A 22,223-nucleotide genomic window follows, 5' to 3' on the forward strand; every position below is an offset into this window, starting at 1 on the left:
CCTCGCCTGTGCTCCTGGAGACCGCTATCTGGTGGCTTACTGATTGCCGCTCGATTGCTTTTCTGCATGCCGACCTCTAGCCGTACGCGACCTGCAAATAGAGAGGTGCCGCCCGTGAGGCATTGCCCTCGCTGCAAGGGGCGACTCATGCCAGCGGAAGGTGACGCTGCCGCTGCCAACATGCCGGCGAGTGAGCTCGGCATAGCGTGTGACACTGGCACTGGCACTGGCACTGGCACTGACACTGACACTGAGGCATTGAGGCAGACGTACGATCATCGATCGAGCTTTATTGATCAACCTCGCTGTATTGGGTCGAATTCCGACAGAGGTGAGGCTGCTGCCGGCATTTCTCCGGCTAAAGGGATTTTTAAACAAGGGCTTGCCGAACGATGACGCGAAACCAGGCTGCAGTGACCGGATGACCCGATGCATTCCACGACGCCAACCTCGATTGGCGACCCAAGGCGCCTGGCTTGCTGGCCGCTTCATACGTGAATCGGCGGCACTTGATTGACCTGTTTCTATCCCAGGCATAAAAAACCCCGCTCTCGCGGGGTTTTTCTTGCCTGGCTGTGGATCAACCAGCCCTTCTTCAATCACCCAGTGTCAGCAGCGAGGCGTTGCCGCCTGCTGCGGTGGTGTTGACGGTGACAACCTTCTCCGTGGCGAAGCGCAGCAGATAGTGCGGGCCGCCGGCTTTTGGGCCGGTGCCGGAAAGGCCTTGGCCGCCGAAGGGCTGGACACCGACGACGGCGCCAATCTGATTACGGTTGACGTAGACGTTGCCGACGGCGACGCGCGATGTAATGCGCTCGATGGTGTCGTCGATGCGCGAATGCACGCCCAAGGTCAGGCCATAGCCAGTGGCGTTGATCTGGTCGATAACGGTATCGAGCTGGTCGGCTTTCCAGCGGATCACATGCAGAACGGGACCGAAAACCTCGCGTTGCAACTGGGTGAGCGACGTCAGTTCATAGGCACGCGGGGCAAAGAAGCTGCCGTGCGCGGTGACGTCCTCCAGCTTGGTGGTTCCGATGAGGCGGGCTTCGCGGTCCATACGAGCTGCGTGATCGTCGAGGATCTTGAGCGCATCTGCATCGATTACCGGGCCAACGTCGGTCGAAAGCAAGCCAGGGTCGCCGATCTTCAGCTCGCCCATGGCACCGGCGAGCATGGTCATGACCTTGTCGGCGATGTCGTCCTGGACGAACAACACGCGCGCCGCCGAGCAGCGTTGCCCGGCGGAGATGAAGGCGCTGGAAATTGCATCCTTCACCACGGCCTCGGGCAGCGATGACGAGTCGGCGATAAAGGCGTTTTGGCCACCGGTCTCGGCGATCAGCACGCCGATAGCGGCATCGCGCGCGGCCAGAGTGCGATTGATGATGCGCGCGGTTTCGGTGGAACCGGTGAACGCCACGCCCGCCACGCGCGGATCGTTGGTCAGTGCAGCACCCACGGTGGCGCCGTCACCAGGCAGGAATTGCACGGCGGCTTCCGGTACGCCGGCTTCGTGCAGCAGCTTCAATGCCGCATAGCCGATCAGATTGGTCTGCTCGGCGGGTTTGGCGATCACGCTGTTACCGGCAGCGAGCGCGGCGGCGACCTGGCCCAGGAAAATCGCGAGCGGGAAATTCCAGGGGCTGATGCAGACGAACACGCCGCGACCGTGCAATTGCAGTTCATTGGACTCGCCGGTCGGTCCGGGCAGGCGCTCGGGTGCGCCGAACTGAGCGCGCGCCTGACCAGCGTAATAGCGCAGGAAGTCGACTGCCTCGCGGACTTCGGCCACGGCATCGGGCAGCGTCTTGCCCGCTTCCTTGACGCAAATCGCCATGAACTCGGGCATGCGCGCCTCGAGCAAGTCGGCGGCGTGTTCCAGGATGGTGGCGCGGCTTGCCGCCGGGGTGCGGTTCCAGCCCGGTTGGGCTGCAGCGGCTGACGCCAGCGCCTTCTGCACGGTTGCAGGGTCGGCCGGTTGCCAGTGTCCCACCGTCTCGCGGCGATCGGCCGGGTTCAGCACTGCTTCGCTCTGGGTACTGATCACCGCGCCCGGTACCAGCGGAGCTGCCTTCCACGGTTTGACGGCGGCGTTGAGTTGCTCGGCCAGCTGCCGCAGATCGTTGTCGTTGGCGAGATTGGCGCCCATGGAGTTCTTCCTGTTCTGGTTCTGGCTGCGCAACAGATCGGTCGGCAGCGGGATCTTGGGGTGCGGGATGGAGACAAACGACGACACCGCCTCGACTGGATCGCGGATCAGGTCTTCGATGGCGACGTCCTCATCGGTAATGCGATTGACGAAGCTGGAGTTGGCGCCGTTTTCGAGCAGACGACGCACCAGGTAGGGCAGCAGATCTTCATGCGATCCAACTGGTGCATACACACGACACGGCAGCCCCAGACGATCGGCAGGAATCACCTCGGCATACAGGTCATCGCCCATGCCGTGCAGTTTCTGATGCTCATACGTCTTACCCGCTGAAATCGCACGTACCGCAGCGATGGTCTGCGCGTTGTGGGTGGCGAACATCGGATACAGCGCATCGCTGTGCGCAAACATGCGACGTGCGCAGGCCAGGTAAGACACATCGGTGTTCTGCTTGCGCGTAAACACCGGGTAGCCGGGGTGGCCTTCGATCTGCGCACGCTTGATCTCCGCATCCCAATAGGCGCCCTTGACCAGACGCACCGGAATGCGTCGGCCAACGCGCCGCGCCAGGTCGGCCAGGAAGTCGATCGTATAGGGCGTGCGCTTCTGATACGCCTGCACCGCCAGGCCATAGCCTTCCCAGCCATCCAGCGACGGGTCGGAAAAGGTGGCCTCTATGATGTCCAGCGACAGCTCCAGGCGATCGGCCTCTTCGGCATCGACGGTGTAGCCGATGCCATACGACTTGGCCAACTGCGCGAGTTCCAGCACGCCGGGCACAAGTTCGGCCATCACGCGTGCGCGCTTGGCATGCTCGTAGCGCGGATACAACGCAGAGAGCTTGATCGAAATGCTGGGCGCGGCGAACACATCGGTGCCGACGAAACTGCCGCTACGGCCGATCGCATGGATGGCATCGCGATACGCCTGCAAATAGCGCTGCGCATCCTTCATGGTCAATGCGCCTTCGCCGAGCATGTCGAACGAATAGCGGTAATCGGCGTTGTCGCCCTTGCGCGAACGCGACAACGCCTCGCCGATCGTGCGTCCCATGACGAACTGGTGGCCCATGATCTTCATCGCCTGCCGCACGGCCAGACGAATCACCGGCTCGCCGACGCGGCCGATCAGGCGCTTGAAGGCACTGGGTACATCGGCGCGGGTAAGGTCGTTGAGCTGCACCAGCCTGCCGGTGAGCATCAAGCCCCAGGTCGATGCGTTGACCAGCACCGAGTCGCTGCCGCCCATGTGCTTTTTCCAGTCCGCATCGCCGAGCTTGTCGCGGATCAGCTTGTCTGCGGTGTCCTGGTCGGGAATGCGCAGCAGTGCCTCGGCCACGCACATCAGCAGCACGCCTTCCTCGCTGCCCAGATCGTACTGGCGCATGAAGGCTTCGATCGCGCCCTGATCCTGTGCGCGTGCACGCACCCGGGTGACCAGATCGGCGGCGAGTGCCTGCACCTTGGCCTGCTCTGCGGCCGGCAAGCGCGCCTGGTCGAGTAGTTCGTGCACGTGCTCGGCTTCGTCCTTGAGCCAGGCAGCGGTGATGGCAGCGCGCAATGCGCCGGGCGCGGCCGGTAACTCGGGCGCGAGCAGCGGGTGCGCGGCGGCGGTGGAGGCAAGCGAGTCGAGCTGAGCGTTCATGCGAAAGGTGCCTGGGAATCCTTGCGCATTCTAGAGAGCAGGAGCACCCGCACACTTGTGTGGAAGCGGCAGCTTTCCCGCCGTTTTGTGCAGGTCGCCCAGGGATGTGATGGTGGACCCGCTCACGGGCCTGTGCCGTCCGCTGTTTGGATGAAGTATTTGATTTATGCGCATTTTTAGCTGCACTGCAGCAATTTGCTGATCGGCGGAAACGCTTGCCGCATGCGTTCGCGCGGGTCTACCATCGGGCTGTTCCCGCAGTCCGCTGCGTGTTGCCAATGATCGAAGTGCTGCCGTTGATGTCCGAAGGGGTTGGGACGCAATTGCGGTTGCGACCTCCGCGGGCGCTGTCGGCCAGGCAATTCGTGCTGTTGTTCGCAGTTCTGTCCGGAACGATGTGGGTCTTTGCGGGCCTGGGGTGGTGGACCGGTAATGTATTCGCGCCGGTATTCGCCCTGTTGCACAGTGGAATGGTGGCGCTGGCGCTACGGCAATTGTGGCGAAGTGGCGAGCGCGAAGAAGCGATCCGGGTAGGGGAGACTGCAGTTGAGGTGTTTCCGTCCGGGCATGCGCCACCAGCGTTTCAGGCACATCCGCACTGGGTGCGGTTATGCATGGAACGCGACGACAGGGTGCTGTTGGTGAGCAGCGGCAGGCAGATCGAGATCGGAAGTTTTCTCGGGCCGGCCGAACGTGTGGAACTGGCAGATACCCTGAAACGCTTGCTCGCGGCCGCCAATGGCCGTCACCGATGACGTAAGGGTCTAGGCAATGACGCAACGCAGCAGCTGGAAGTCGACGTACACAAGGTTGGGCCTGGCGATGGCAGCGCTGGTCGGCGCACCGGGCGCCTGGGCGCAATCGGCCGATCCCAAGGAATGGCAGCTCAATATGGGCCGCGGGGTGACGCAGACCGCACGCATGGCCTACGAGGCGCATATGGTGGCGCTGTGGGTGTGCGTGGTGATCGGCGTCCTGGTGTTCGGGGCGATGGGCTATGCGATGTTCAAGTTCCGCAAGTCCAAGGGCGCGGTGGCTGCACAGTTCAGCCACAACACGCGGGCAGAGGTGCTGTGGACGGTGATTCCGGTGTTGGTGCTGATTGCGATGGCGTGGCCGGCAACGGCCAAACTGATTGCGATGTATGACACTCGCGAGTCGGAAATGACCGTCAAGGTCACCGGCTATCAGTGGATGTGGAAGTACGAGTATCTGGGCCAGGGCGTGGAATTCACCAGCCGTCTGGCGCGCGAATCGGACCGCATCCGGCAGAGCGGCGAACGCCCTACCGCAGCGTCGCAACCGCATTATCTGCTCGATGTCGATAATCGCCTGGTGCTGCCGGTCAATACCAAGATCCGCTTCGTGATCACCGCCGACGACGTGATCCATGCGTGGTGGGTGCCTGCACTGGGTTGGAAGCAGGACGCCATCCCGGGCATCGTCAACGAGGCGTGGACCAATATCGAGCAGCCGGGCGTGTATCGCGGCCAGTGCGCGGAGTTGTGCGGCAAGGATCATGGCTTCATGCCGATCGTGGTCGAAGCGCTGCCCAAGGCCGAGTTCCAGCGTTGGCTGGCATCGCGTCGCAGCGCCACACCTGCAGCGCCCACGCCCGCAGCACCAGCGACAGCACCTACCGGTGAGGCTGCACCCGCGGCGGCACCGGCAGCACAAGCTGCCGCACCGACCGCCGCTCTCTAATACCGCTCGCAACCGCACCGCTTCACAGAGGTCGTTCCGTCATGGCGCATACCGCAGTCGATCACCACGGACACCATCAGCCCGGCTTCGTCGAGCGCTGGTTCTTTTCGACCAATCACAAGGATATCGGCACGCTGTACCTGCTGTTCTCCTTCGTGATGTTCATCATCGGCGCGGCGATGAGCGTGGTGATCCGCGCCGAACTCATGCAGCCCGGCCTGCAGTTCGTCAAGCCCGAATTCTTTAACCAGATGACCACCGTGCATGCACTGGTGATGATCTTCGGTGGGGTGATGCCGGCCTTCGTCGGTCTGGCGAACTGGATGATTCCGTTGCAGATCGGCGCGCCGGACATGGCATTGCCGCGCATGAACAACTGGTCGTTCTGGTTGCTGCCGGTCGCCTTTACCTTGTTGTTGTTGACGTTGTTCCTGCCCGGTGGTGCACCAGCCGGCGGCTGGACGCTGTATCCACCGCTGTCGCTGCAGGGTGGCTACAACGTGGCCTTCAGCGTGTTCGCGATCCACGTGGCTGGCGTCAGCTCGATCATGGGGGCGATCAACATCATCGCCACCGTGCTCAACATGCGTGCGCCGGGCATCGATCTGCTCAAGATGCCGATTTTCTGCTGGGCCTGGCTGATCACCGCGTTCCTGCTGATCGCGGTCATGCCGGTGTTGGCCGGTGCGGTCACGATGTTGCTGACCGACAAGTTCTTCGGCACCAGCTTCTTCAACGCGGCCGGCGGCGGCGACCCGGTGATGTACCAGCACATCTTCTGGTTCTTCGGGCACCCGGAGGTGTACATCATGATCCTGCCGGCGTTCGGCGTGGTCAGCGAAATCATCCCCACCTTCAGCCGCAAGCCGCTGTTCGGCTATCAGGCGATGGTCTATGCGATCGCCGCGATCGCGTTTTTGAGCTTCATTGTGTGGGCGCACCACATGTTCACCGTGGGCATGCCGCTCGGTGGTGAGATCTATTTCATGTTCGCCACGATGTTGATCTCCATCCCGACCGGGGTGAAGGTGTTCAACTGGGTCAGCACGATGTGGAAAGGCTCGCTGACGTTCGAATCGCCGATGCTGTGGGCGGTGGCGTTTGTGATCCTCTTCAGCATCGGTGGTTTTTCCGGCCTGATGCTGGCGATCGTGCCGGCAGACTTCCAGTATCACGATACGTATTTTGTGGTGGCGCATTTCCATTACGTGTTGGTCACCGGCGCGGTGTTTGCCTTGATTGCAGCGGTGTACTACTGGTGGCCGAAGTGGACCGGGCGCATGTACAACGAGGCCTGGGCCAAGTTCCATTTCTGGTGGACGATGATCTTCGTCAACCTGTTGTTCTTCCCGCAGCACTTCCTCGGCCTGGCCGGCATGCCGCGGCGCATCCCCGACTACAACGTGGTGTTTGCCGACTGGAATCTGGTCAGTTCGATCGGTGCGTTCGGCATGTTTGCTACGCCGTTCCTGATGGCTGCCATTCTGCTTGCGTCGCTACGCAGCGGTGCCCGCGCCGATGCGCGCGCCTGGGAAGGTGCAAAGGGTCTGGAGTGGACGGTGCCTTCGCCGGCGCCTGCACATACCTTCACCGTGCCGCCGGTCATCAAGCCTGGAGATCTTGCGCATGAAGACATCGGCCACTGAATCGGCGTCGGAGCCGGCGGTGACGCGTCTACTTTCCGCTGCCGAGCGGCAGGCGCAGCAGCGCCGCGCGGTGCGCCGCACGGCAATCACGGTGGGGATCATTGCGTTGCTGATCTATGCCGGCTTCATTGCCTCGGGCGTCATCGGCCGATGACTGCGCGCGCGCCCACGCATGCGCCGACCGCCGGCTTGTTCAAACTGCTGGGCGTGGTGCTAGGCGTCTTCGTGCTGACCTTTTCGCTGGTGCCGCTGTACCGCATCGCGTGCGAAAAAGTCTTCGGCATTCGCATGGAGCGTGCACCGGGTAGCACCCGCGAGGGTGCGTCCAATGCGGTGGGCGCTGGCAAACGCACGGTGCGGGTGGAGTTCGATGCCGGGGTCAATTCCAAACTGCCCTGGACGTTCCATCCCGAGCAAATGACGATGGACGTGGTGCCGGGGGAGCTCAACGAGGCACTGTATTTCGCGCGCAACGACAGCAAGCGGGCGGTGGTGGGTAGCGCAGTGCCGTCGGTTGCGCCGGCGCGTGCGTCGGGCTACTTCAACAAGACCGAATGTTTCTGTTTCACCGCGCAGACACTGCAGGCTGGGGAGACGCGCGACATGCCGCTGCGTTTCATCGTGGACCCTGCGTTGCCTGCGGAAGTCACCACGATCACCTTGTCCTACACGTTCTATCGCAACGACGCGCTGACCTCGGAACTGCAGGGCGGTGCCGTGTCCGGCACGCCGCGCGCGGCGCCGTAACCTTCATCCACCCGTACCACGACACGGAAGCAACGCCATGGCCGATCACAGTCCCAACGCCGATGCGTATTTCGTCCCGACGCAGAGTAAATGGCCCTTTGTCGGGTCGATTGCGATGTTCGTGATGATGATTGGCGTGGCCAGTTGGCTCAACGATGCGGCCTGGGGGCGCTGGACATTCTTCGCCGGCATGGCGATGTTGCTGGCGACCTTGTTCATGTGGTTTGGCGATGTCATCCGCGAGTCCAACGCCGGCAACTACAACCGCCAGGTGGACGGCTCGTTCCGCATGGGGATGGTGTGGTTCATTTTTTCCGAGGTGATGTTCTTTGGCGCCTTCTTCGGCGCCTTGTTCTACACGCGCGTGCTGACGCTGCCCTGGCTGGGCGGCGAAGGCGATGGCGTGATGACCAACGAACTGCTGTGGAACGGCTATTCCGCTGCCTGGCCGACCAATGGTCCGGGCACGATCGGCGGGCAATTCCAGACCATTCCGGCCTGGGGATTGCCGCTGATCAATACGCTGATCCTGCTCAGCTCCGGTGTGACGCTGACCATTGCGCATCACGCACTGAAAGGCGGCCGGCGCGGTGCGCTGCTGCTGTGGTTGGGGTTGACGGTGCTGCTGGGTTGCGTGTTTTTGTTCCTGCAGGCGGAGGAATACATCCACGCCTACACCGAACTCAATCTCACGCTGGGCTCGGGAATTTACGGCTCCACGTTCTTTATGCTCACCGGCTTCCACGGCATGCATGTGCTGCTAGGCACGATCATGCTGGCGGTGATGTGGCTACGCGCGGCCAAGGGCCACTTCAGCCGCGACAACCACTTCGCCTTTGAAGCGGCCGCATGGTACTGGCACTTCGTCGACGTGGTGTGGCTAGCGCTGTTCCTGTTCGTGTATGTGCTTTGAGAATCGGGAATCGGGAATCGGGAATCGCCAGAGCGAGCTTGCTTTTGCTTCTACGATTCCCTACTCCCGATTTTCCATTCCCGGCCGCGTCAGCGTCCGATGGCATGCGGCTTGATCCAGCCGGTGTAGATGCCGATGATCACGATGACGATCAATGCGACTGACAATCCAATGCGCCAGGTCAGTGCGTTGACGGTGCGTTTGGTCTGGCCGCGGTCGGTGAGCAGGTAGTAGAGACCGGCACCCAGGTTCCACAGGATCACGATCAGGAAGGCGACAATCAGCAGCGTCTTGAGCGAATCGTTCACAACAGCCCCGGTGGTCGTCGACGTGGTCCGGGCATTGCACGCTTTTTTGCGTCGCTTGTCATGACGCGCAAGCACACGGCGGTGTTGGGTTGGGCGCTGGCCGTGCTGGTCAGCGCGGGATTTGTTGCGCTCGGGCAGTGGCAATTGCAGCGCATGCACAGCAAGCAAGCGTTGTTGGAACGCGCCGCGCATGTGCGCGAGACACCGTTGACCCTGGTGCAGGCAGTGGCCGCGCGGCAGGAGTTGGCGTGGGTGAGCGGACGCGTAGGGTTCTTGCCGCAGCAGGTGCTGCTGGACAATCAATTGCATGCCGGACGTGCCGGTGTGCGCGTCTACCAGCTCGCCGCGGCGCAAGGCACATCGCATACGTTGCTGGTCGACCTGGGCTGGTTGCCGCTGCCGGCGAATCGGCAACTGCCGAGCATCACTGCACTGGAAGGTACGCGCGACCTGCAGGGGCTGTTGAGCGCGCCGCCGTCATCCGGTCTGGCAATCGGGCCGGCACTGGCGCCCACCGCCACGTCCAATACCTGGCTGGCGACACGGCTGGATGTGCAGGCGGTGCGCAGCACGCTGGGAAGGCGCGACATTTCGTCGCAGGTATTGCGCCTGGATCCAGTGGTGCCGGTCGGTTACGAGCGCGATCTGGAGATGCTTCCGAACACGTTGCCACCCGCGCGGCACTTGGGTTACGCGGTGCAATGGTTCGGTCTTGCAGCGGCGGTGCTGGCCACTGCAACGCTGCTGACCTGGCGTGCGCGGCGCCGTCGGCGGCGCGGGCACTGACCCGCGCGGCATGAGAAAATCGCCGGCATGACCTCTCCTACATCGGCCACGCCGCACTCGGTCAAACGCGGCCGCAGGATGCTGATTGCCCTGGCAGTGCTGTTCTTCGGCTCGATGTTGCTGGCCGGCGTGCTGCGCTTCTCCGGTTGGCAGCCGGCGTCGATGCGCAACAACGGACAATTGCTCAATCCGCCCGCCGACCTGCGTGCGCTGGTGCCGGTGCGCGCGGACGGGAAACCGTACGCGTGGGCACCTGGCGAGCGCATCTGGCGGATCGCGCTCGCCCCACCGGCAGACTGTGCGCAGCAATGCGTGGCATTGGCCGCGGAACTGGACAAGGTCTGGCAGCTGCTTGGGCATCGCGCGGACAAGGTGGAGGTGCTGTGGATCGGCACGCCGCCCGCCGGTCTGCCGCCGATGCCGGCCTTGCGCGTCCTGCGTGACGATGCCTCGCTGCGGCGCGCACTGCCGCGTGGCAACGATGCGGCCGGCGTGCCGGTGTATGTGATCGACCCCAACGGCTTCGTGATCCTGCGCTATGCCCCGGGTTTCGACCCGGCCGGCTTGCGTGCGGATCTGGTCAAGCTGCTGAAATTGATGTGAGCCCGTATCGATGAATCTGTTTGCGCCACCGGCATTGTTCCGCCACTTCCACCGCATGGCCTGGCTTGCGGCGCTGTTCACTGCGAGCACGATTTTGTTCGGCTCGTTCGTGCGCCTGTCCGATGCCGGCATGAGCTGTCCGGACTGGCCGACCTGCTATGGCCGCGTCACCTGGCCGCAGACTGCCGACGAAGCCAACACGCACGTGGCCAGCAAGATTCGCCCGCTGGAATCGCACAAGGCCTGGCGCGAGCAGGTGCACCGCTTCCTGGCCGGCGCGCTGGGCGTGGAAGTGTTGGTACTGGCGCTGCTGGCCGCGCGTCGCCGCCGCATGGGAATTGCGCAGGTCGTGTCGGCAGCGGCGCTGGTGGCGCTCTCGATCCCCTTGTACATGTCCGGCTGGCACACGCTGGCGATGGGTGTGGCAGCCGCGGGCGAGGCGATCCTGCTGCTGGCGGCGCTGCGCTGGAGCAATATCGATCTGGCACGTGCCGGCGTGCTGACGCTGGCGGTGGTGATCTTCCAGGCGCTTTTGGGCATGTGGACGGTGACGCTGCTGCTCAAGCCCATCGTGGTGATGGGCCATCTGCTCGGCGGCATGCTGATGTTTTCGCTGCTGGTCTGGATGGCGTGGCGAGCGACCCATTTGCCGATCACGCTGGCCGACGCCTCGCGGCTGAAGTGGCTGCTGCGTCTGGGCGTGGCGGTGCTGGGCCTGCAGATCGCGCTGGGCGGCTGGGTCAGCTCCAACTATGCGGCGCTGGCCTGCGGCGGCGGTAGCTGGTCTGCGGACAACTTCCCGCGTTGCGTCAGCCAGTGGTGGCCGACGCATGATTTCCGCGAAGGCTTCACGCTGTGGCGCGGGATCGGTGTGGATTACGAAGGCGGCGTGCTCGATGGTGCGGCGCGTATCGCCATCCAGATGGCGCATCGCTTGTGGGCGATCGCGACCGCCCTGTATCTGTGGTGGCTGGCGTGGCGCTTGTCGCGTTCGCCGGGGATGCGCGTGTGGGCGACGGCGCTGGCGGTGCTGGTGGCGGTGCAGGTGACGCTGGGCATGCTCAACGTCAAGCTGGCCTTGCCGCTGGAAGTGTCGGTGCTGCATAACGGTGGCGCGGTGGCATTGCTGTTCGTGCTGGTGTCGCTATTGGCGCGGCTGCGCGCGCCGGAATGAGCATGGCTGTCAGTGCACGCGATTACTGGGATCTGACCAAACCAAAGGTGGTGGCACTGATCGTGTTCACCGCGCTGGTGGGCATGTTCCTGGCCATTCCCGGCGTACCGACCTGGGCACAGGTGCGTGCGGGCACGTTGGGGTTTGTGGGGATCTGGCTGGCCGCCTCGGCGGCGGCAGCAATCAATCAATTACTCGATGCCAAGATCGACGCGCAGATGGCGCGTACGTCCTGGCGTCCGTTGGTGGTGGGCAAGGTGCGGCCGTGGCAGGTGATGGTCTTTGCCAGCGTACTGATCGTGATCTCCATGACCATGTTGGTGGTCTGGGTGAACGTCATCACCGCGGTGCTGACCTTCGCCTCGATGATCGGCTATGCGGTGATCTACACCGTTTACTTGAAACGGGCGACCTCGCAGAACATCGTGATCGGCGGGCTGGCCGGCGCCACGCCGCCGATGCTGGGCTGGGCGGCGGTCACCGGGCTGCCGACCACGGCCGACTGGATCAATGCTTCGATCCTGGTGCTGATCATCTTCATCTGGACGCCGCCGCACTTCTGGGCGCTGGCGATTTTCCGGCGTGCCGATTACGCCAAGGCGGCGATCCCGATGTTGCCGGTGACCCACGGTGTGCCGCACACGCGCAAGCAGATCCTCATCTACACGATCGTGTTGGCGATCGTGACGTTGCTGCCGGTGGCAGTGGGCATGAGTGGGGTGTTTTATCTCGGCGGCGCGGTGGTGCTCAACGCGGTATTCCTCTGGTATGCGTGGCGCATGCTGGACCCGCCGGACGAACTATTTTCGATGAAGATGTTCGGCTATTCCATCGTGTATCTGATGGCGTTGTTCGCGTTCCTGATGGTGGATCACCTGCTGTTACCGTGGGTGCGGTGAGAACCGCGGCAGACATCTGAGGCAGCCCGATTGCCGCTGCGCAGATGCCTGCCGGGTTGTGCAGGCTCAGCTTAGCCAGCTACTGCACGCGCTGGTGTTCTTGCTGTCGCAGCTGGCCTGCATTTTCTGCCGGAGTCGTGCCAGCACCGCGTTGCCTTCCTGGTGATGCTGCTTGCTCCAGGTTTTCAATGAGGCGCCCAGCCGGTCGAAGCGCTGACGGGTGCGCTGACGGTAGCCATCGGACTGTGCGGCCAGCTCGCCGATCACCTGGGTGGCGGCTGCTTCAATGCCGGCGGTGTCGTCGGGGCTAAGCCGGATCAGTCCGTCCACATACATCACGCCCCACTGCATGCGGGTCGCGGGGCCGTCGGCAGTTTCATAGCCCTTCTTGAGCCAGGACGCCGCGGTCTTGCGATCGCCGCGTTCTTCGGCGAGCTGGGAGAGTTCCGCCATGTAGTAGTACGGGGTCTTGCTGCGTCCCAGTTCGGCCAGCAGCAATTGCTCGGCGGCGCTGCTGTCGCCTACCCCGCTCAACAACGAAGCCGCGCCGCTGATGATGGATTGCCGTTCCTCGGTGGTCTTGGCCGCGTCTACTGCCGTTTGCACGCGCTGGTGCACGGCAGCGACCACCGCTGCCGGCAACGGCGGTTGTGGTCCCTTCGGCTCGGTCTCGGTCGGCTGCCCTTGTGCAAGGCGTGCAAGTTGCATCTTCGCGTACGCAGTGCCCAAGCGGTCGCTGATCGACACGCTGGTATCGGCATAGACGGTGTCCAATGCCAGATCGAGCTTGGTCGACAGGGCGGCACGTTCGTCGGCGTCGGTGCTGGCCGCACCGACCAGACGCGCGGCGACGTAGCTCAGCGTGCCGAGGTTCGCGCGCAGTTCGGCCGGATCGGCCAGGACCGCTTCCAACAGGGTGCGATAAGCCGGGTCTGGCGCGGGGGGCTTTTCTGCTGCGGCCAGCGCCGAGAGCGCAAACCGGTGTTGCAGTGCCGGTTGCGGGGCGGCCTTGGACAGGCGTGCGAGCAACCCGGCGGCGTCATCGGCCTTGATCAGCCGGTCGTCCATGCCCCAGGCATAGTTGCTGAGCACGGCCCAATCGTCCGCGCTGAGTTCCTGCGGTGCGCGCTGCGCCTTGTCCAACAGCTGTTTGACGGTGGTGGTGCTGGTGGCCGCCACCCGCAGCACATCGGCAAGACGGGCGTTGTCGCTATCGCCGGCCAGACGGGTGATTTCGCTGCGGTCCGCGCGTAGCACGATGATGGTGGGGTAGCCCTTGATGCCGAATTGCTCGCCCCAGGCCTGCGCGCCCTGCGAGTCGCCATCCAGGTGCACCGCGACGAACTGCCGCGTGCGCGCGATGAACGCCGGATCCTTGAACAAGGTGGCCTTCAACTGGTTGCACGGTGGGCACCAGGCCGCGCCCCAGTACAGCAGGATCGGCTTGCCGCTTTCCTTGGCTTCGGCAAACGCGTCTTCGACATCGCCTTCGTGCCAGGCGATCCCGGTGTCTGCGGCAGGTGCGGCGGCGGGTGTGATGTGTGCGGGTGCCGACGGTGGCGCGGGCTTGTTGCAGGCGGTCAGGGTCGCAAGCACCGCAAGCAGTGCGATCAAGGACGGGGAAGGGCGTCGGCGGGACAGCTTCATGGGATCACCAGGGGAGGCGGCAGGGGATAGATCAGCGACTCTGGCGAGCGGGGCTGCGCCCGCGCCGATGGAGGTCATGACCGTTGTATCTCTGCACACACGCCGGCAACGGCATCCGATGCGAATTGTTGTTACGCGCAACGCACCGGTCTGGGTACGTTCGACGGCCAGCGCACGGCCCATCGTGCGAGCGCAGGCGGTCGCATCGGCGCCGCCTGATCGCCGGGGTTCCCGCTTCAGTGGCGGCCGGTGGCCGGCGGCGGATCGCCCGGCGCGTTAAGCGCGTAACGCGCGGCCACGAACGCGCACACGATCAGCTGCAACTGGTGATACAGCATGATCGGCAACACGATCGCACCCAGGCCGCCACCGGCAAACATCACCTTGGCCATCGGCACACCGGTGGCCAGGCTCTTTTTCGAGCCGCAAAACACAATGGCGATTTCGTCGGCGCGGTTGAAGCCAAGCCGGCGCGCAAGGAAGGTGATCGACAGCATGGCCACTGCCAGCAACAGCGCCGCAGCGCCCAGCACCGCGAGCAATGCCGGCAGTGGGGTCTTCTGCCACAGTCCTTCGTTCACCGATGCGCTGAAGGCGGTGTAGACCACCAGCAGGATCGTGCCCTGATCGGTGTAGCGCAGCACTGCGCGATGGCGCTCGACCCAGCCGCCGATCCACGGGCGCATGAAATGGCCAGCCAAAAACGGCACCAGCAGTTGCAGCAGGATCTTGCCGATGGCCTCGGCCGGGTGCGCCATCGCGCCCTGGCTGCCGACCATCGCGCCCATCAGCAACGGGGTGAAAAACACGCCCAGCAAGCTGGAAAGCGAGGCCGCGCACACCGCGGCCGGCACGTTACCGCGCGCCATCGAGGTAAAGGCGATCGACGACTGCACCGTGGAGGGCAGTGCGCACAAGAACAGCACCCCGATGTACAGTTCCGGCGTCAGTGCGATATGCGCCACTGGTTTGAACAACAGGCCGAGCAATGGAAACAGCACGAACGTGCAGGCCAGGATCACCAGATGCAGGCGCCAATGCAGCGCGCCGGCCTTGACCGCTTCGCGCGACAGCCGTGCTCCGTGCAGGAAGAACAGCGCAGCGATCGCCACATCGGTGACATCGTCCATGATCGCGGCGGCAGCGCCGGAGACCGGCAACAACGAGGCAAGCGTGACCGTGCACAGCAGCGCGAGGGTGAAAGGGTCAATGCGCAACCGCGCCAGCAGCTTCTTCATCGAGATCCGACGGTATCGCGCGAACGTGCGCGGGGAGCGGATCATTCTACGACGCGTGTGGGCGCTGCCTAATAGCGGTCAACACAACGACTGCGCAGCCGTCATGCGGGCGCGGCCTGTGCTCGGTGCGGCATGTACCACTCGGACACGCCGGTTCTGAGCGCGCCGTCCACATCCGCCCGACGACTGCTCGCTACGTGTTGTTAGCCGCTCTAAGCCTGAGTCGTTGTTGCCGCCGGTGTCCCCGCCGGGTCTCAGCGCTGCGGTTCGACGCCGAGTTGCTTGCTTACCGCCGCTTCCAGCGATGGCTGCATGCCGGCATCGCGCCCGATCTGCAGCGCCTGTTCGGGGTTGGCGCCTTCGCGTGCGGCGAGCAGGGCCAGCAGCGCGCCGGCGCGATTGCCGCTGGCGCAATGCAGTAACACCGTGCCCTGCTGTTGTTGATTGAGCACCCGCTGCAAGGCGCGTGCGGCCTCTGGCGTGAGTGCATCGGCGTTGCGGATCGGTAGGCGGACATAGCGCAGACCCAATGCGTCGGCGGCTGCGATTTCGTCGTAACCGCGTGGCTCCTCGGGGGCGCGTAAATCGATCACGGTGGTAACGCCCTGGGCAGCGGCATCGCGCAGGTGTGCCTGCGTGGGCTGGCCGGAACTGATGAGATTGCGGGTGGTGCCTGTGGGCGTTGCCTGCGCCAACGCAGCGCCGCTGAGCAGCGCAATGCACCAGGCCGCATGGCGTAGGCACTGGAGCATCACAACGCTGCGAGCGCCTTCAGCAACTCGCGCATTTCGTATTTGTCGGTGTTGTCCAGGCCCTGCGCGCGCTGTTTGGTCTGCAGTTCTTCCACGCGCTGACGCAGTAACTGTTTGTCGAGTTGGGCGACGACGTCATGCAACTCGATCGCCCAGCTGTGCTCGTCGCCGGGGAGCTCCTGCGCGGCCAGCTTCTGCAGCGCAACCAGTTCCTCGCGCTCGGCGAAGTGTTCCAGCAGCGCGCCGGTGCTGATTTCCGGCCGTTGCCGCACCAGCGCCAGCAGCTCCATCAACAGCTCGATGCCGGGCAGGCGTAACCCGGAAAAATCGTGGTCGCCTTCCAGGCTCATCGCCAGTGAGGGTTGTTGCAACAGGATGGCGATCGACGCACGCACCAGGCTGCGTTTCTGCGTGGGCGCCGCCATACGCGCAGGCGGCCGCGCTTTGGACGAGGACTGCTGCGCGGACATGCTCGCACCGACGCCGGTCATGCGCGCCAGTTCCTGCTTCATCAGATCGCCGAAGGCGCCTTCGGGAATCTGCGCCAGCATCGGCTTGGCACGCTCGGCCAGGCGCGCTTTGCCATCGAGCGTGTGCAGATTGATCTCGCGCGACATTTCGTCGAAAAAGAACTGCGACAGCGGTGTGGCCTGTTTCAGGCGCTGATCGAAGGCCTGCGCACCTTCCTTGCGCACGATGGTGTCCGGGTCTTCGCCATCGGGCAGGAACAGGAAGAACGCCTGGCGGCCGTCCTTCATGCGCGGCAGCACCGATTCGAGCGCGCGCCACCCAGCCTTGCGGCCGGCGTTGTCGCCATCGAAGCAGAAGTACACATCCGGCGCATTGCGGAACAGCAGTTCGGCATGTTCGGGCGTGGTGGCAGTGCCCAACGTGGCCACCGCCTGGGTGACGCCGAACTGGAACAGCGAGACCACGTCCATGTAGCCCTCCACCACGATCAGCCGCTCGATCTTCTGGTTGGCCTGGCGCACCTGCCACAGGCCATACAGCTCGCGGCCCTTGTGGAACAGTGCGGTTTCCGGCGAATTGAGGTACTTCGGTCCCGGGTCGCGTCCATCGGCCGGCGCGCCCATGATGCGACCGCCGAAGGCGATCACCCGGCCACGGCGATCAAAGATCGGGAACATCACCCGATCGCGGAATTTGTCGTAGACATGGCCGCGGTCGTTTTTGGAAAACAGCCCGGCGCGTTCGAGCACGCTCATGCGGCGCGCATCGGTGCCCAGGGTGTCCTTCAATGCGCTGTAGCCATCGGGCGCATAGCCGATCTGGAAACGCGCGCGGTTATCGGCGTCCACGCCGCGCCCATCCAGATACTCGGCCGCGCGCGCGCTGCCTTCGAGCTGACGCTGGAAGAACTTGGTGGCCGCTTCCAGTGCCGAATACAACTCGCGGCTATCGTCCTGCTGCTGCGGTGTGCGCTGTTGGGTATCGCGCGGAATTTCCATGCCGGCGCGCTTGGCCAGCTCGTCGACCGCATCGAGAAATTCGAGGCGGTCGTAATTCATCAAAAAGCTGATCGCGGTGCCATGCGCGCCGCAGCCGAAGCAGTGATAGAACTGTTTGGTCGGCGAGACCGTGAACGAGGCCGAGCGCTCGTCGTGGAACGGGCAACGCGCCGAATACTCCTTGCCCTGACGCTTGAGCGGCACGCGGCCGCCCACCACTTCGACGATGTCGGTGCGTGCAAGCAGTTCGTCGATGAATGCGTCGGGGATGCGGGCCATCCCGCTAGGATATCGCAGCGGCCAGCGGCCGCCTTGTTTTAGAGGACGTCGGTATGCGCTAGCGATGCCCGCATCAGCTCACGCTCAGCTGTGCTGCGACGACGTCGGCTGCGGGGCTGCGGAAACCGCCTGCGCATCGGCTGGCGGCACCATGATCGGCGGGTGCTCCGGGTCCACGCCTGCTTCGCGCAACTTGCGATGCGAGCGCACCCGCTCGTCGATCACCGCGGTGATCAATGCACCGACGAAGAACACCACCGAGGCGTAATACATCCACACCAGAAGGATCACCAGCGTGCCCATCGAGCCGTACGCGCTGCCGGGCGCCGCAGTGGCGATATACACGCCAATGGCATAACGGCCCAGCGCAAACAGCAGTGCGGTGATGATGCCGCCCAGAAACGCCTGACGCCAATCGACCGTGCGGTCGGGCAGATAGCGATACAAAAACGCGAACGCCAACGAATACAGGGCCAGCGTGGTGACGTAGCCCACGGCCGGCAGCACCGACGGCAGGCGTGCAAACACCACCTGCAACGCAGTGGTGGCGATCATCGACACGATCAGCAAAAAGCCCAACGCCAGAATCACACCGAACGAGAACACGCGCTTTTTCAGCCACGCCATCAGGCCGTCCAGCCGCTCTTTGTCGGTACGGAAAATCAGGTTCAGGGCGTTCTGCAACTGCGCAAACACCGCAGTGGCGCCGATGAACAGCAGCAGCGTGCTCCACAAGCCCGCCAGTGAACCCACGCCGGGCTGAGCGGTGGCGTTGCGGATGATGGTCTGGGCGACTTCGGCCGCGCTGCTGCCGGCCAGTTGCGCAACCTGCTGCACCAACGCCTCCTGCGCAGGCGGATACAGCGAGGCCGTCAGCCACAACAGCAGCACCAGCAGTGGTGCCAGCGACAGGAGTGCGTAAAACGACAACGACGCGGCCTGCGTCATGACGTCGATTTCGATAAAGCGGTTCAGCAGGGCCATCGGCACGCTGCGTTGCAGGCGGCTCACATGCTTGTGCAGATAGGCGGTTGAAAGCGTCGTCACCGGCGGGAACATCCTTGGCGCATACCGTTGTGCGCGCAGGTGGGTCGGAGCAAGGTCGGTATGCGGAAGAACCTTGCCTACGCCTGCGCTGGCGCACCCGTTCTAGCAGGGCCTGCTCGAAGGAGGGGTGAAAGCACGCGCGTGGCGGTGCTGCGTGAGTGGGGTTGCGCGCGATGCGTGGGCGCAGCATGCGATGCAGCCGCTGGGTCGCGCCGTTGGCGACAGCGCTGGGGCTGCGGCGTACGCAGTGTTTGGCGGGCGATGCCTGCAACGGCGGTGACGCGCGGGAGCCAGCCCGGACTGCGGCAACCCAACTGGGGGCCAGCATCTGCAAGGGGAAACTGGCCGATGATGCATCACCGACGCGTTACAGCCCGACACCACCACGCAACGTCCGCAGTGCCCCGGCCGTTGGCGCAGGGCAATGCGGACGCGTGGATCAGCCTGCCAGGTGCTGCTTGACCAGGGTCGAGACCAGGCCCATGTCGGCCTGACCGGCCAGCTTGGGCTTGAGTGCGCCCATCAGCTTGCCGATGTCGGCCGGGCTGCTGGCACCTGTTTCGGTGATGGCGGCCTGGATGGCGGCGACGATTTCGGCTTCGCCCATCTTGGCCGGCAGGTAGCGTTCGATCACCACGATTTCCTCGCGCTCGATTTGCGCCAGGTCCTCGCGTGCGGCGGCTTCGAACTGGGTGACCGAGTCCTTGCGCTGCTTGACCATCTTGTCGAGCACGGCGATCACTGCGGCGTCGTCCATCTCGATGCGCTCGTCCACTTCCTTCTGCTTGATCGCGGCGTTGATCAGCCGGATCACGCCCAGGCTGTGCTTGTCGCCGGACTTCATGGCGGCCTTCATGTCATCGGTGAGCTGCTGCTTGAGGGGCATGTGGTGACTCCTGGTTACGTGGTGAGGGGGTGCCGACGCGCTGCGGCTGGCAACGCGCACCGGCGAAACAGATGGGGCGGGCGAGATGGCTGTGCCCGGCGCGGGGCCGGCGGCGCATCGCCCATGACGGATTTCGATCCGGTCAGCGGACCAATACAAAAAGCCGGCGACGCTTACGCGTGCCGGCTCTTGGGTTCTCTTTCGATGAGTCGCGCCTACAGCGCAGACCCACCGGCAAGAACCGCGTTCGATCAGTACAAGCGCTGGCGCTTGGTGACGTCGCGCGAGGAACGACGCAACTGACGCTTCACAGCAGCGGCAGCCTTGCGCTTACGCTCCTGGGTCGGCTTTTCATAGAACTCGCGCTTGCGGGTTTCGGCCAGCACGCCGGCCTTTTCGCAGGTGCGCTTGAAACGGCGGAGCGCAAATTCGAAGGGCTCGTTCTCGCGGACTTTAACGCTGGGCATGGGTTCTCCAGATAATGGGATTTCCGTCCGGGAGCCCCGGGCGGGTGCGAGCGGACTCGCGTGACGGAATTTCCGGGTTGCCCCGGCGAGCCGCGCATTATAACGACTTGCCAACGACCTGCAAGCCCCTGCCGCAATTTGTGTCGAGAAGCCCGCCAGAGCGTGCGCTTGCGCCCGATCCGGCGCTGTGGATGCGGGCGCGCAGCATATCGCCAGCGGCGCATCTGCGCAGCACAAAAGCTGCGAAAATAGACGCTTGTTCTGCTTGCCGAGCTGCCGTGAAAGTCCTTGGGATCGAATCATCGTGCGATGAGACCGGCGTGGCGGTCTACGACACCGCCTTGTCCGGCGTGCCGGCGCTGCGCGCCCATGCGGTCTACAGCCAGATCGCGCTGCATGCCGAATACGGCGGCGTGGTGCCGGAGCTGGCCAGCCGCGACCATGTGCGCAAGCTGCTGCCGCTGATCCGCCAGACCCTGGACGAGGCCGGGTTGCGTATCGACGAACTGGATGGGGTGGCTTACACCGCCGGCCCTGGCCTGGTCGGCGCACTCTTAGTAGGTGCCGGCGTGGCGCGCTCGCTGGCCTGGGCGCTGGATGTGCCGGCGATCGGCGTGCATCACATGGAAGGCCATCTGCTGGCGCCGTTGATGGAAGACGACCCGCCGCAGCCGCCGTTCGTGGCGCTTCTGGTCTCCGGCGGGCACACCCAGCTGGTGTCGGTGAAGGCGCTCGGGCATTACGAGGTCCTGGGCGAGACCCTGGACGATGCGGCGGGCGAGGCCTTCGACAAGACCGCCAAGATGATGGGCCTGCCGTATCCGGGCGGGCCGCAGCTAGCGGCGCTGGCCGAAACCGGCACGCCGGGACGCTATAAGTTCGCGCGGCCGATGACTGACCGGCCAGGCCTGGATTTCAGTTTCAGCGGGCTCAAGACCCAGGTGCTGCTGGCCTGGCGCGCCAGCGACCAATCCGACACCACGCGGGCGGATATTGCGCGCGGCTTCGAAGATGCGGTGGTGGAGACGCTGGCGATCAAATGCCTGCGCGCGCTGGATGCGGCCGGCTGCACTACGCTGGTGGTGGCCGGCGGGGTGGGCGCCAACAAGCGCCTGCGCGCGCAACTGCACGAGGCCGCGCAGCGTCGGGGTGGCCGGGTCTGCTTCCCGCGGCCGGCCCTGTGCACCGACAACGGTGCCATGATCGCCTTCGCCGGCGCGCTGCGCCTTGAGGCTGGCGAGCGTGCCGGGGCCGAGGTGCATGTGACGCCGCGCTGGGATATGGCGAGCTTGCCGCCGCTGGCGGCGCGGGAATCGGAACTAGGGAATCGGGAATAGTTAACAGCTTTACTCCGACCCTGTCCGTCGTGCGCGCCGTGCTCTTGCTTCTACCGATTCCCCATTCCCCATTCTCGACTCCTGATTCCCCATGGATAAAGTGTTTATTGAAGGTCTGGACATCGATGCGCTGATCGGCATCTACGACTGGGAGCGGCGGATCCGGCAGACCTTGCGGTTCGATCTGGAGATGGGGTTCGACAACCGCATTCCGGCGGCCAGCGACGACATTGCCGACACCTTGAACTACAAGGCGGTGAGCAAGCGCCTGATCGAATTCGTGCAGGCCTCCGACTTCGGGCTGGTCGAAACGCTGGCCGAGCGCTGCGCGGCGATCGTGCTGGACGAGTTTGGCGTGCACTGGCTGCGGCTGAAACTGAGCAAGCCCGGCGCGGTGCGCGGCGCGCAGGCGGTTGGCGTGATCATCGAGCGCGCACGCCCGAACCTGAAGATGACAGACCACTCATAGCGGACTGCGGGCGGGCGATGACGTCGATTCCTGGCGACAATGCGTCCGCAAAGCGT

The 22,223-nt window shown here is 64.3% G+C and carries 21 protein-coding genes and 1 other RNA gene; 13 read left to right on the forward strand and 9 right to left on the reverse strand.

The features are described 5' to 3' along the window. Positions 1–595: 595 nt before the first annotated feature. Complete coding sequence (gene putA, locus ABQU90_RS14230) at positions 596–3,796, reverse strand: bifunctional proline dehydrogenase/L-glutamate gamma-semialdehyde dehydrogenase PutA (protein ID WP_323522620.1); 3,201 nt, start codon at positions 3,794–3,796, stop codon at positions 596–598. A gap of 278 nt (positions 3,797–4,074) precedes the next feature. Between putA and ABQU90_RS14235 the strand changes: the two genes are divergently transcribed. From ABQU90_RS14235 to ABQU90_RS14260, 6 genes are read left to right on the forward strand one after another with little or no spacing between them, the layout of a single operon-like run. Next, complete coding sequence (locus ABQU90_RS14235) at positions 4,075–4,551, forward strand: DUF2244 domain-containing protein (protein ID WP_055847435.1); 477 nt, start codon at positions 4,075–4,077, stop codon at positions 4,549–4,551. Positions 4,552–4,567: 16 nt separating this feature from the next. Next, positions 4,568–5,500, forward strand: a complete 933-nt coding sequence (gene coxB / locus ABQU90_RS14240) for a cytochrome c oxidase subunit II (protein WP_323522619.1) — start codon at positions 4,568–4,570, stop codon at positions 5,498–5,500. Between the two features lie 41 nt (positions 5,501–5,541). After that, the gene (gene ctaD, locus ABQU90_RS14245) at positions 5,542–7,146 is read left to right on the forward strand and encodes a cytochrome c oxidase subunit I (protein ID WP_046964238.1); all 1,605 of its coding nucleotides are present in this window, start codon (positions 5,542–5,544) and stop codon (positions 7,144–7,146) included. After that, positions 7,127–7,300, forward strand: coding sequence for a hypothetical protein (locus ABQU90_RS14250; RefSeq protein ID WP_003484652.1), 174 nt, complete (start codon positions 7,127–7,129; stop codon positions 7,298–7,300). The genes ctaD and ABQU90_RS14250 overlap by 20 nt, the downstream gene beginning before the upstream one ends. After that, on the forward strand, positions 7,297–7,893 hold the full coding sequence (locus ABQU90_RS14255) for a cytochrome c oxidase assembly protein (RefSeq protein WP_115514114.1): 597 nt from the start codon (positions 7,297–7,299) through the stop codon (positions 7,891–7,893). The genes ABQU90_RS14250 and ABQU90_RS14255 overlap by 4 nt, the downstream gene beginning before the upstream one ends. 37 nt (positions 7,894–7,930) lie before the next feature. Then, on the forward strand, positions 7,931–8,806 hold the full coding sequence (locus tag ABQU90_RS14260) for a cytochrome c oxidase subunit 3 (RefSeq protein WP_039408675.1): 876 nt from the start codon (positions 7,931–7,933) through the stop codon (positions 8,804–8,806). A gap of 89 nt (positions 8,807–8,895) precedes the next feature. Here the strand turns inward: ABQU90_RS14260 and ABQU90_RS14265 are convergent, their stop codons facing one another. Further along, positions 8,896–9,114, reverse strand: a complete 219-nt coding sequence (locus ABQU90_RS14265) for a twin transmembrane helix small protein (protein WP_323522618.1) — start codon at positions 9,112–9,114, stop codon at positions 8,896–8,898. Between the two features lie 60 nt (positions 9,115–9,174). On the opposite strand from ABQU90_RS14265, the gene ABQU90_RS14270 reads away from it, so the two are divergent. The 4 genes from ABQU90_RS14270 to cyoE are packed head-to-tail and all read left to right on the forward strand — an operon-like array spanning position 9,175 to position 12,576. Next, positions 9,175–9,900: an SURF1 family protein gene (locus tag ABQU90_RS14270; RefSeq protein ID WP_323522617.1), complete on the forward strand. Its 726-nt coding sequence runs from the start codon at positions 9,175–9,177 to the stop codon at positions 9,898–9,900. 27 nt (positions 9,901–9,927) lie between these two features. Next, a complete protein-coding gene (locus tag ABQU90_RS14275) occupies positions 9,928–10,503 on the forward strand; it encodes a redox-active disulfide-containing membrane protein (protein WP_115554777.1) in 576 nt (191 codons plus the stop codon). 10 nt (positions 10,504–10,513) lie between these two features. Next, positions 10,514–11,677, forward strand: a complete 1,164-nt coding sequence (locus ABQU90_RS14280) for a COX15/CtaA family protein (RefSeq protein WP_055847452.1) — start codon at positions 10,514–10,516, stop codon at positions 11,675–11,677. A 2-nt stretch (positions 11,678–11,679) separates the two neighbouring features. Beyond that, complete coding sequence (gene cyoE, locus ABQU90_RS14285; RefSeq protein WP_055847455.1) at positions 11,680–12,576, forward strand: heme o synthase; 897 nt, start codon at positions 11,680–11,682, stop codon at positions 12,574–12,576. A gap of 66 nt (positions 12,577–12,642) precedes the next feature. On the opposite strand, the gene ABQU90_RS14290 is transcribed toward cyoE, so the two are convergent. Together ABQU90_RS14290 and ABQU90_RS14295 are read right to left on the reverse strand one after the other, a co-directional pair. Then, positions 12,643–14,223, reverse strand: a complete 1,581-nt coding sequence (locus tag ABQU90_RS14290; protein ID WP_323522616.1) for a thioredoxin family protein — start codon at positions 14,221–14,223, stop codon at positions 12,643–12,645. Between the two features lie 236 nt (positions 14,224–14,459). Next, on the reverse strand, positions 14,460–15,506 hold the full coding sequence (locus ABQU90_RS14295) for a bile acid:sodium symporter family protein (RefSeq protein ID WP_323522615.1): 1,047 nt from the start codon (positions 15,504–15,506) through the stop codon (positions 14,460–14,462). A gap of 87 nt (positions 15,507–15,593) precedes the next feature. Between ABQU90_RS14295 and ABQU90_RS14300 the strand changes: the two genes are divergently transcribed. Next, a non-coding RNA gene (locus ABQU90_RS14300) (sX9 sRNA) lies at positions 15,594–15,670 on the forward strand. Between the two features lie 45 nt (positions 15,671–15,715). On the opposite strand, the gene ABQU90_RS14305 is transcribed toward ABQU90_RS14300, so the two are convergent. From ABQU90_RS14305 to rpsU, 5 genes are all read right to left on the reverse strand, one after another. Continuing rightward, a complete protein-coding gene (locus tag ABQU90_RS14305; RefSeq protein WP_323522614.1) occupies positions 15,716–16,213 on the reverse strand; it encodes a fused DSP-PTPase phosphatase/NAD kinase-like protein in 498 nt (165 codons plus the stop codon). After that, positions 16,213–17,961 carry a DNA primase gene (gene dnaG, locus ABQU90_RS14310; RefSeq protein ID WP_115559223.1) on the reverse strand — a complete coding sequence of 583 codons (1,749 nt, stop codon included), beginning with the start codon at positions 17,959–17,961 and terminating at the stop codon, positions 16,213–16,215. Before dnaG ends, ABQU90_RS14305 begins: the two co-directional genes overlap by 1 nt. 84 nt (positions 17,962–18,045) lie before the next feature. Next, complete coding sequence (locus ABQU90_RS14315; protein WP_323522613.1) at positions 18,046–19,008, reverse strand: YihY/virulence factor BrkB family protein; 963 nt, start codon at positions 19,006–19,008, stop codon at positions 18,046–18,048. A 439-nt stretch (positions 19,009–19,447) separates the two neighbouring features. Further along, positions 19,448–19,894 carry a GatB/YqeY domain-containing protein gene (locus ABQU90_RS14320; protein WP_055847470.1) on the reverse strand — a complete coding sequence of 149 codons (447 nt, stop codon included), beginning with the start codon at positions 19,892–19,894 and terminating at the stop codon, positions 19,448–19,450. A gap of 251 nt (positions 19,895–20,145) precedes the next feature. Further along, complete coding sequence (gene rpsU, locus ABQU90_RS14325) at positions 20,146–20,361, reverse strand: 30S ribosomal protein S21 (RefSeq protein WP_002808376.1); 216 nt, start codon at positions 20,359–20,361, stop codon at positions 20,146–20,148. A 278-nt stretch (positions 20,362–20,639) separates the two neighbouring features. Between rpsU and tsaD the strand changes: the two genes are divergently transcribed. Both tsaD and folB read left to right on the forward strand, forming a co-directional pair. Further along, positions 20,640–21,698 (forward strand): tRNA (adenosine(37)-N6)-threonylcarbamoyltransferase complex transferase subunit TsaD, encoded by a 1,059-nt coding sequence (tsaD, locus tag ABQU90_RS14330; RefSeq protein WP_055847474.1) that lies wholly within the window; start codon positions 20,640–20,642, stop codon positions 21,696–21,698. 91 nt (positions 21,699–21,789) lie between these two features. Further along, entirely contained in the window at positions 21,790–22,167 is a 378-nt protein-coding gene (folB, locus tag ABQU90_RS14335; RefSeq protein ID WP_055847477.1) for a dihydroneopterin aldolase, read from the forward strand. The last annotated feature ends 56 nt before the right edge of the window (positions 22,168–22,223 follow it).

It is taken from the genome of Xanthomonas sp. WHRI 10207 (genome assembly GCF_040202975.1).
In the GTDB taxonomy this organism is placed as follows: domain Bacteria; phylum Pseudomonadota; class Gammaproteobacteria; order Xanthomonadales; family Xanthomonadaceae; genus Xanthomonas.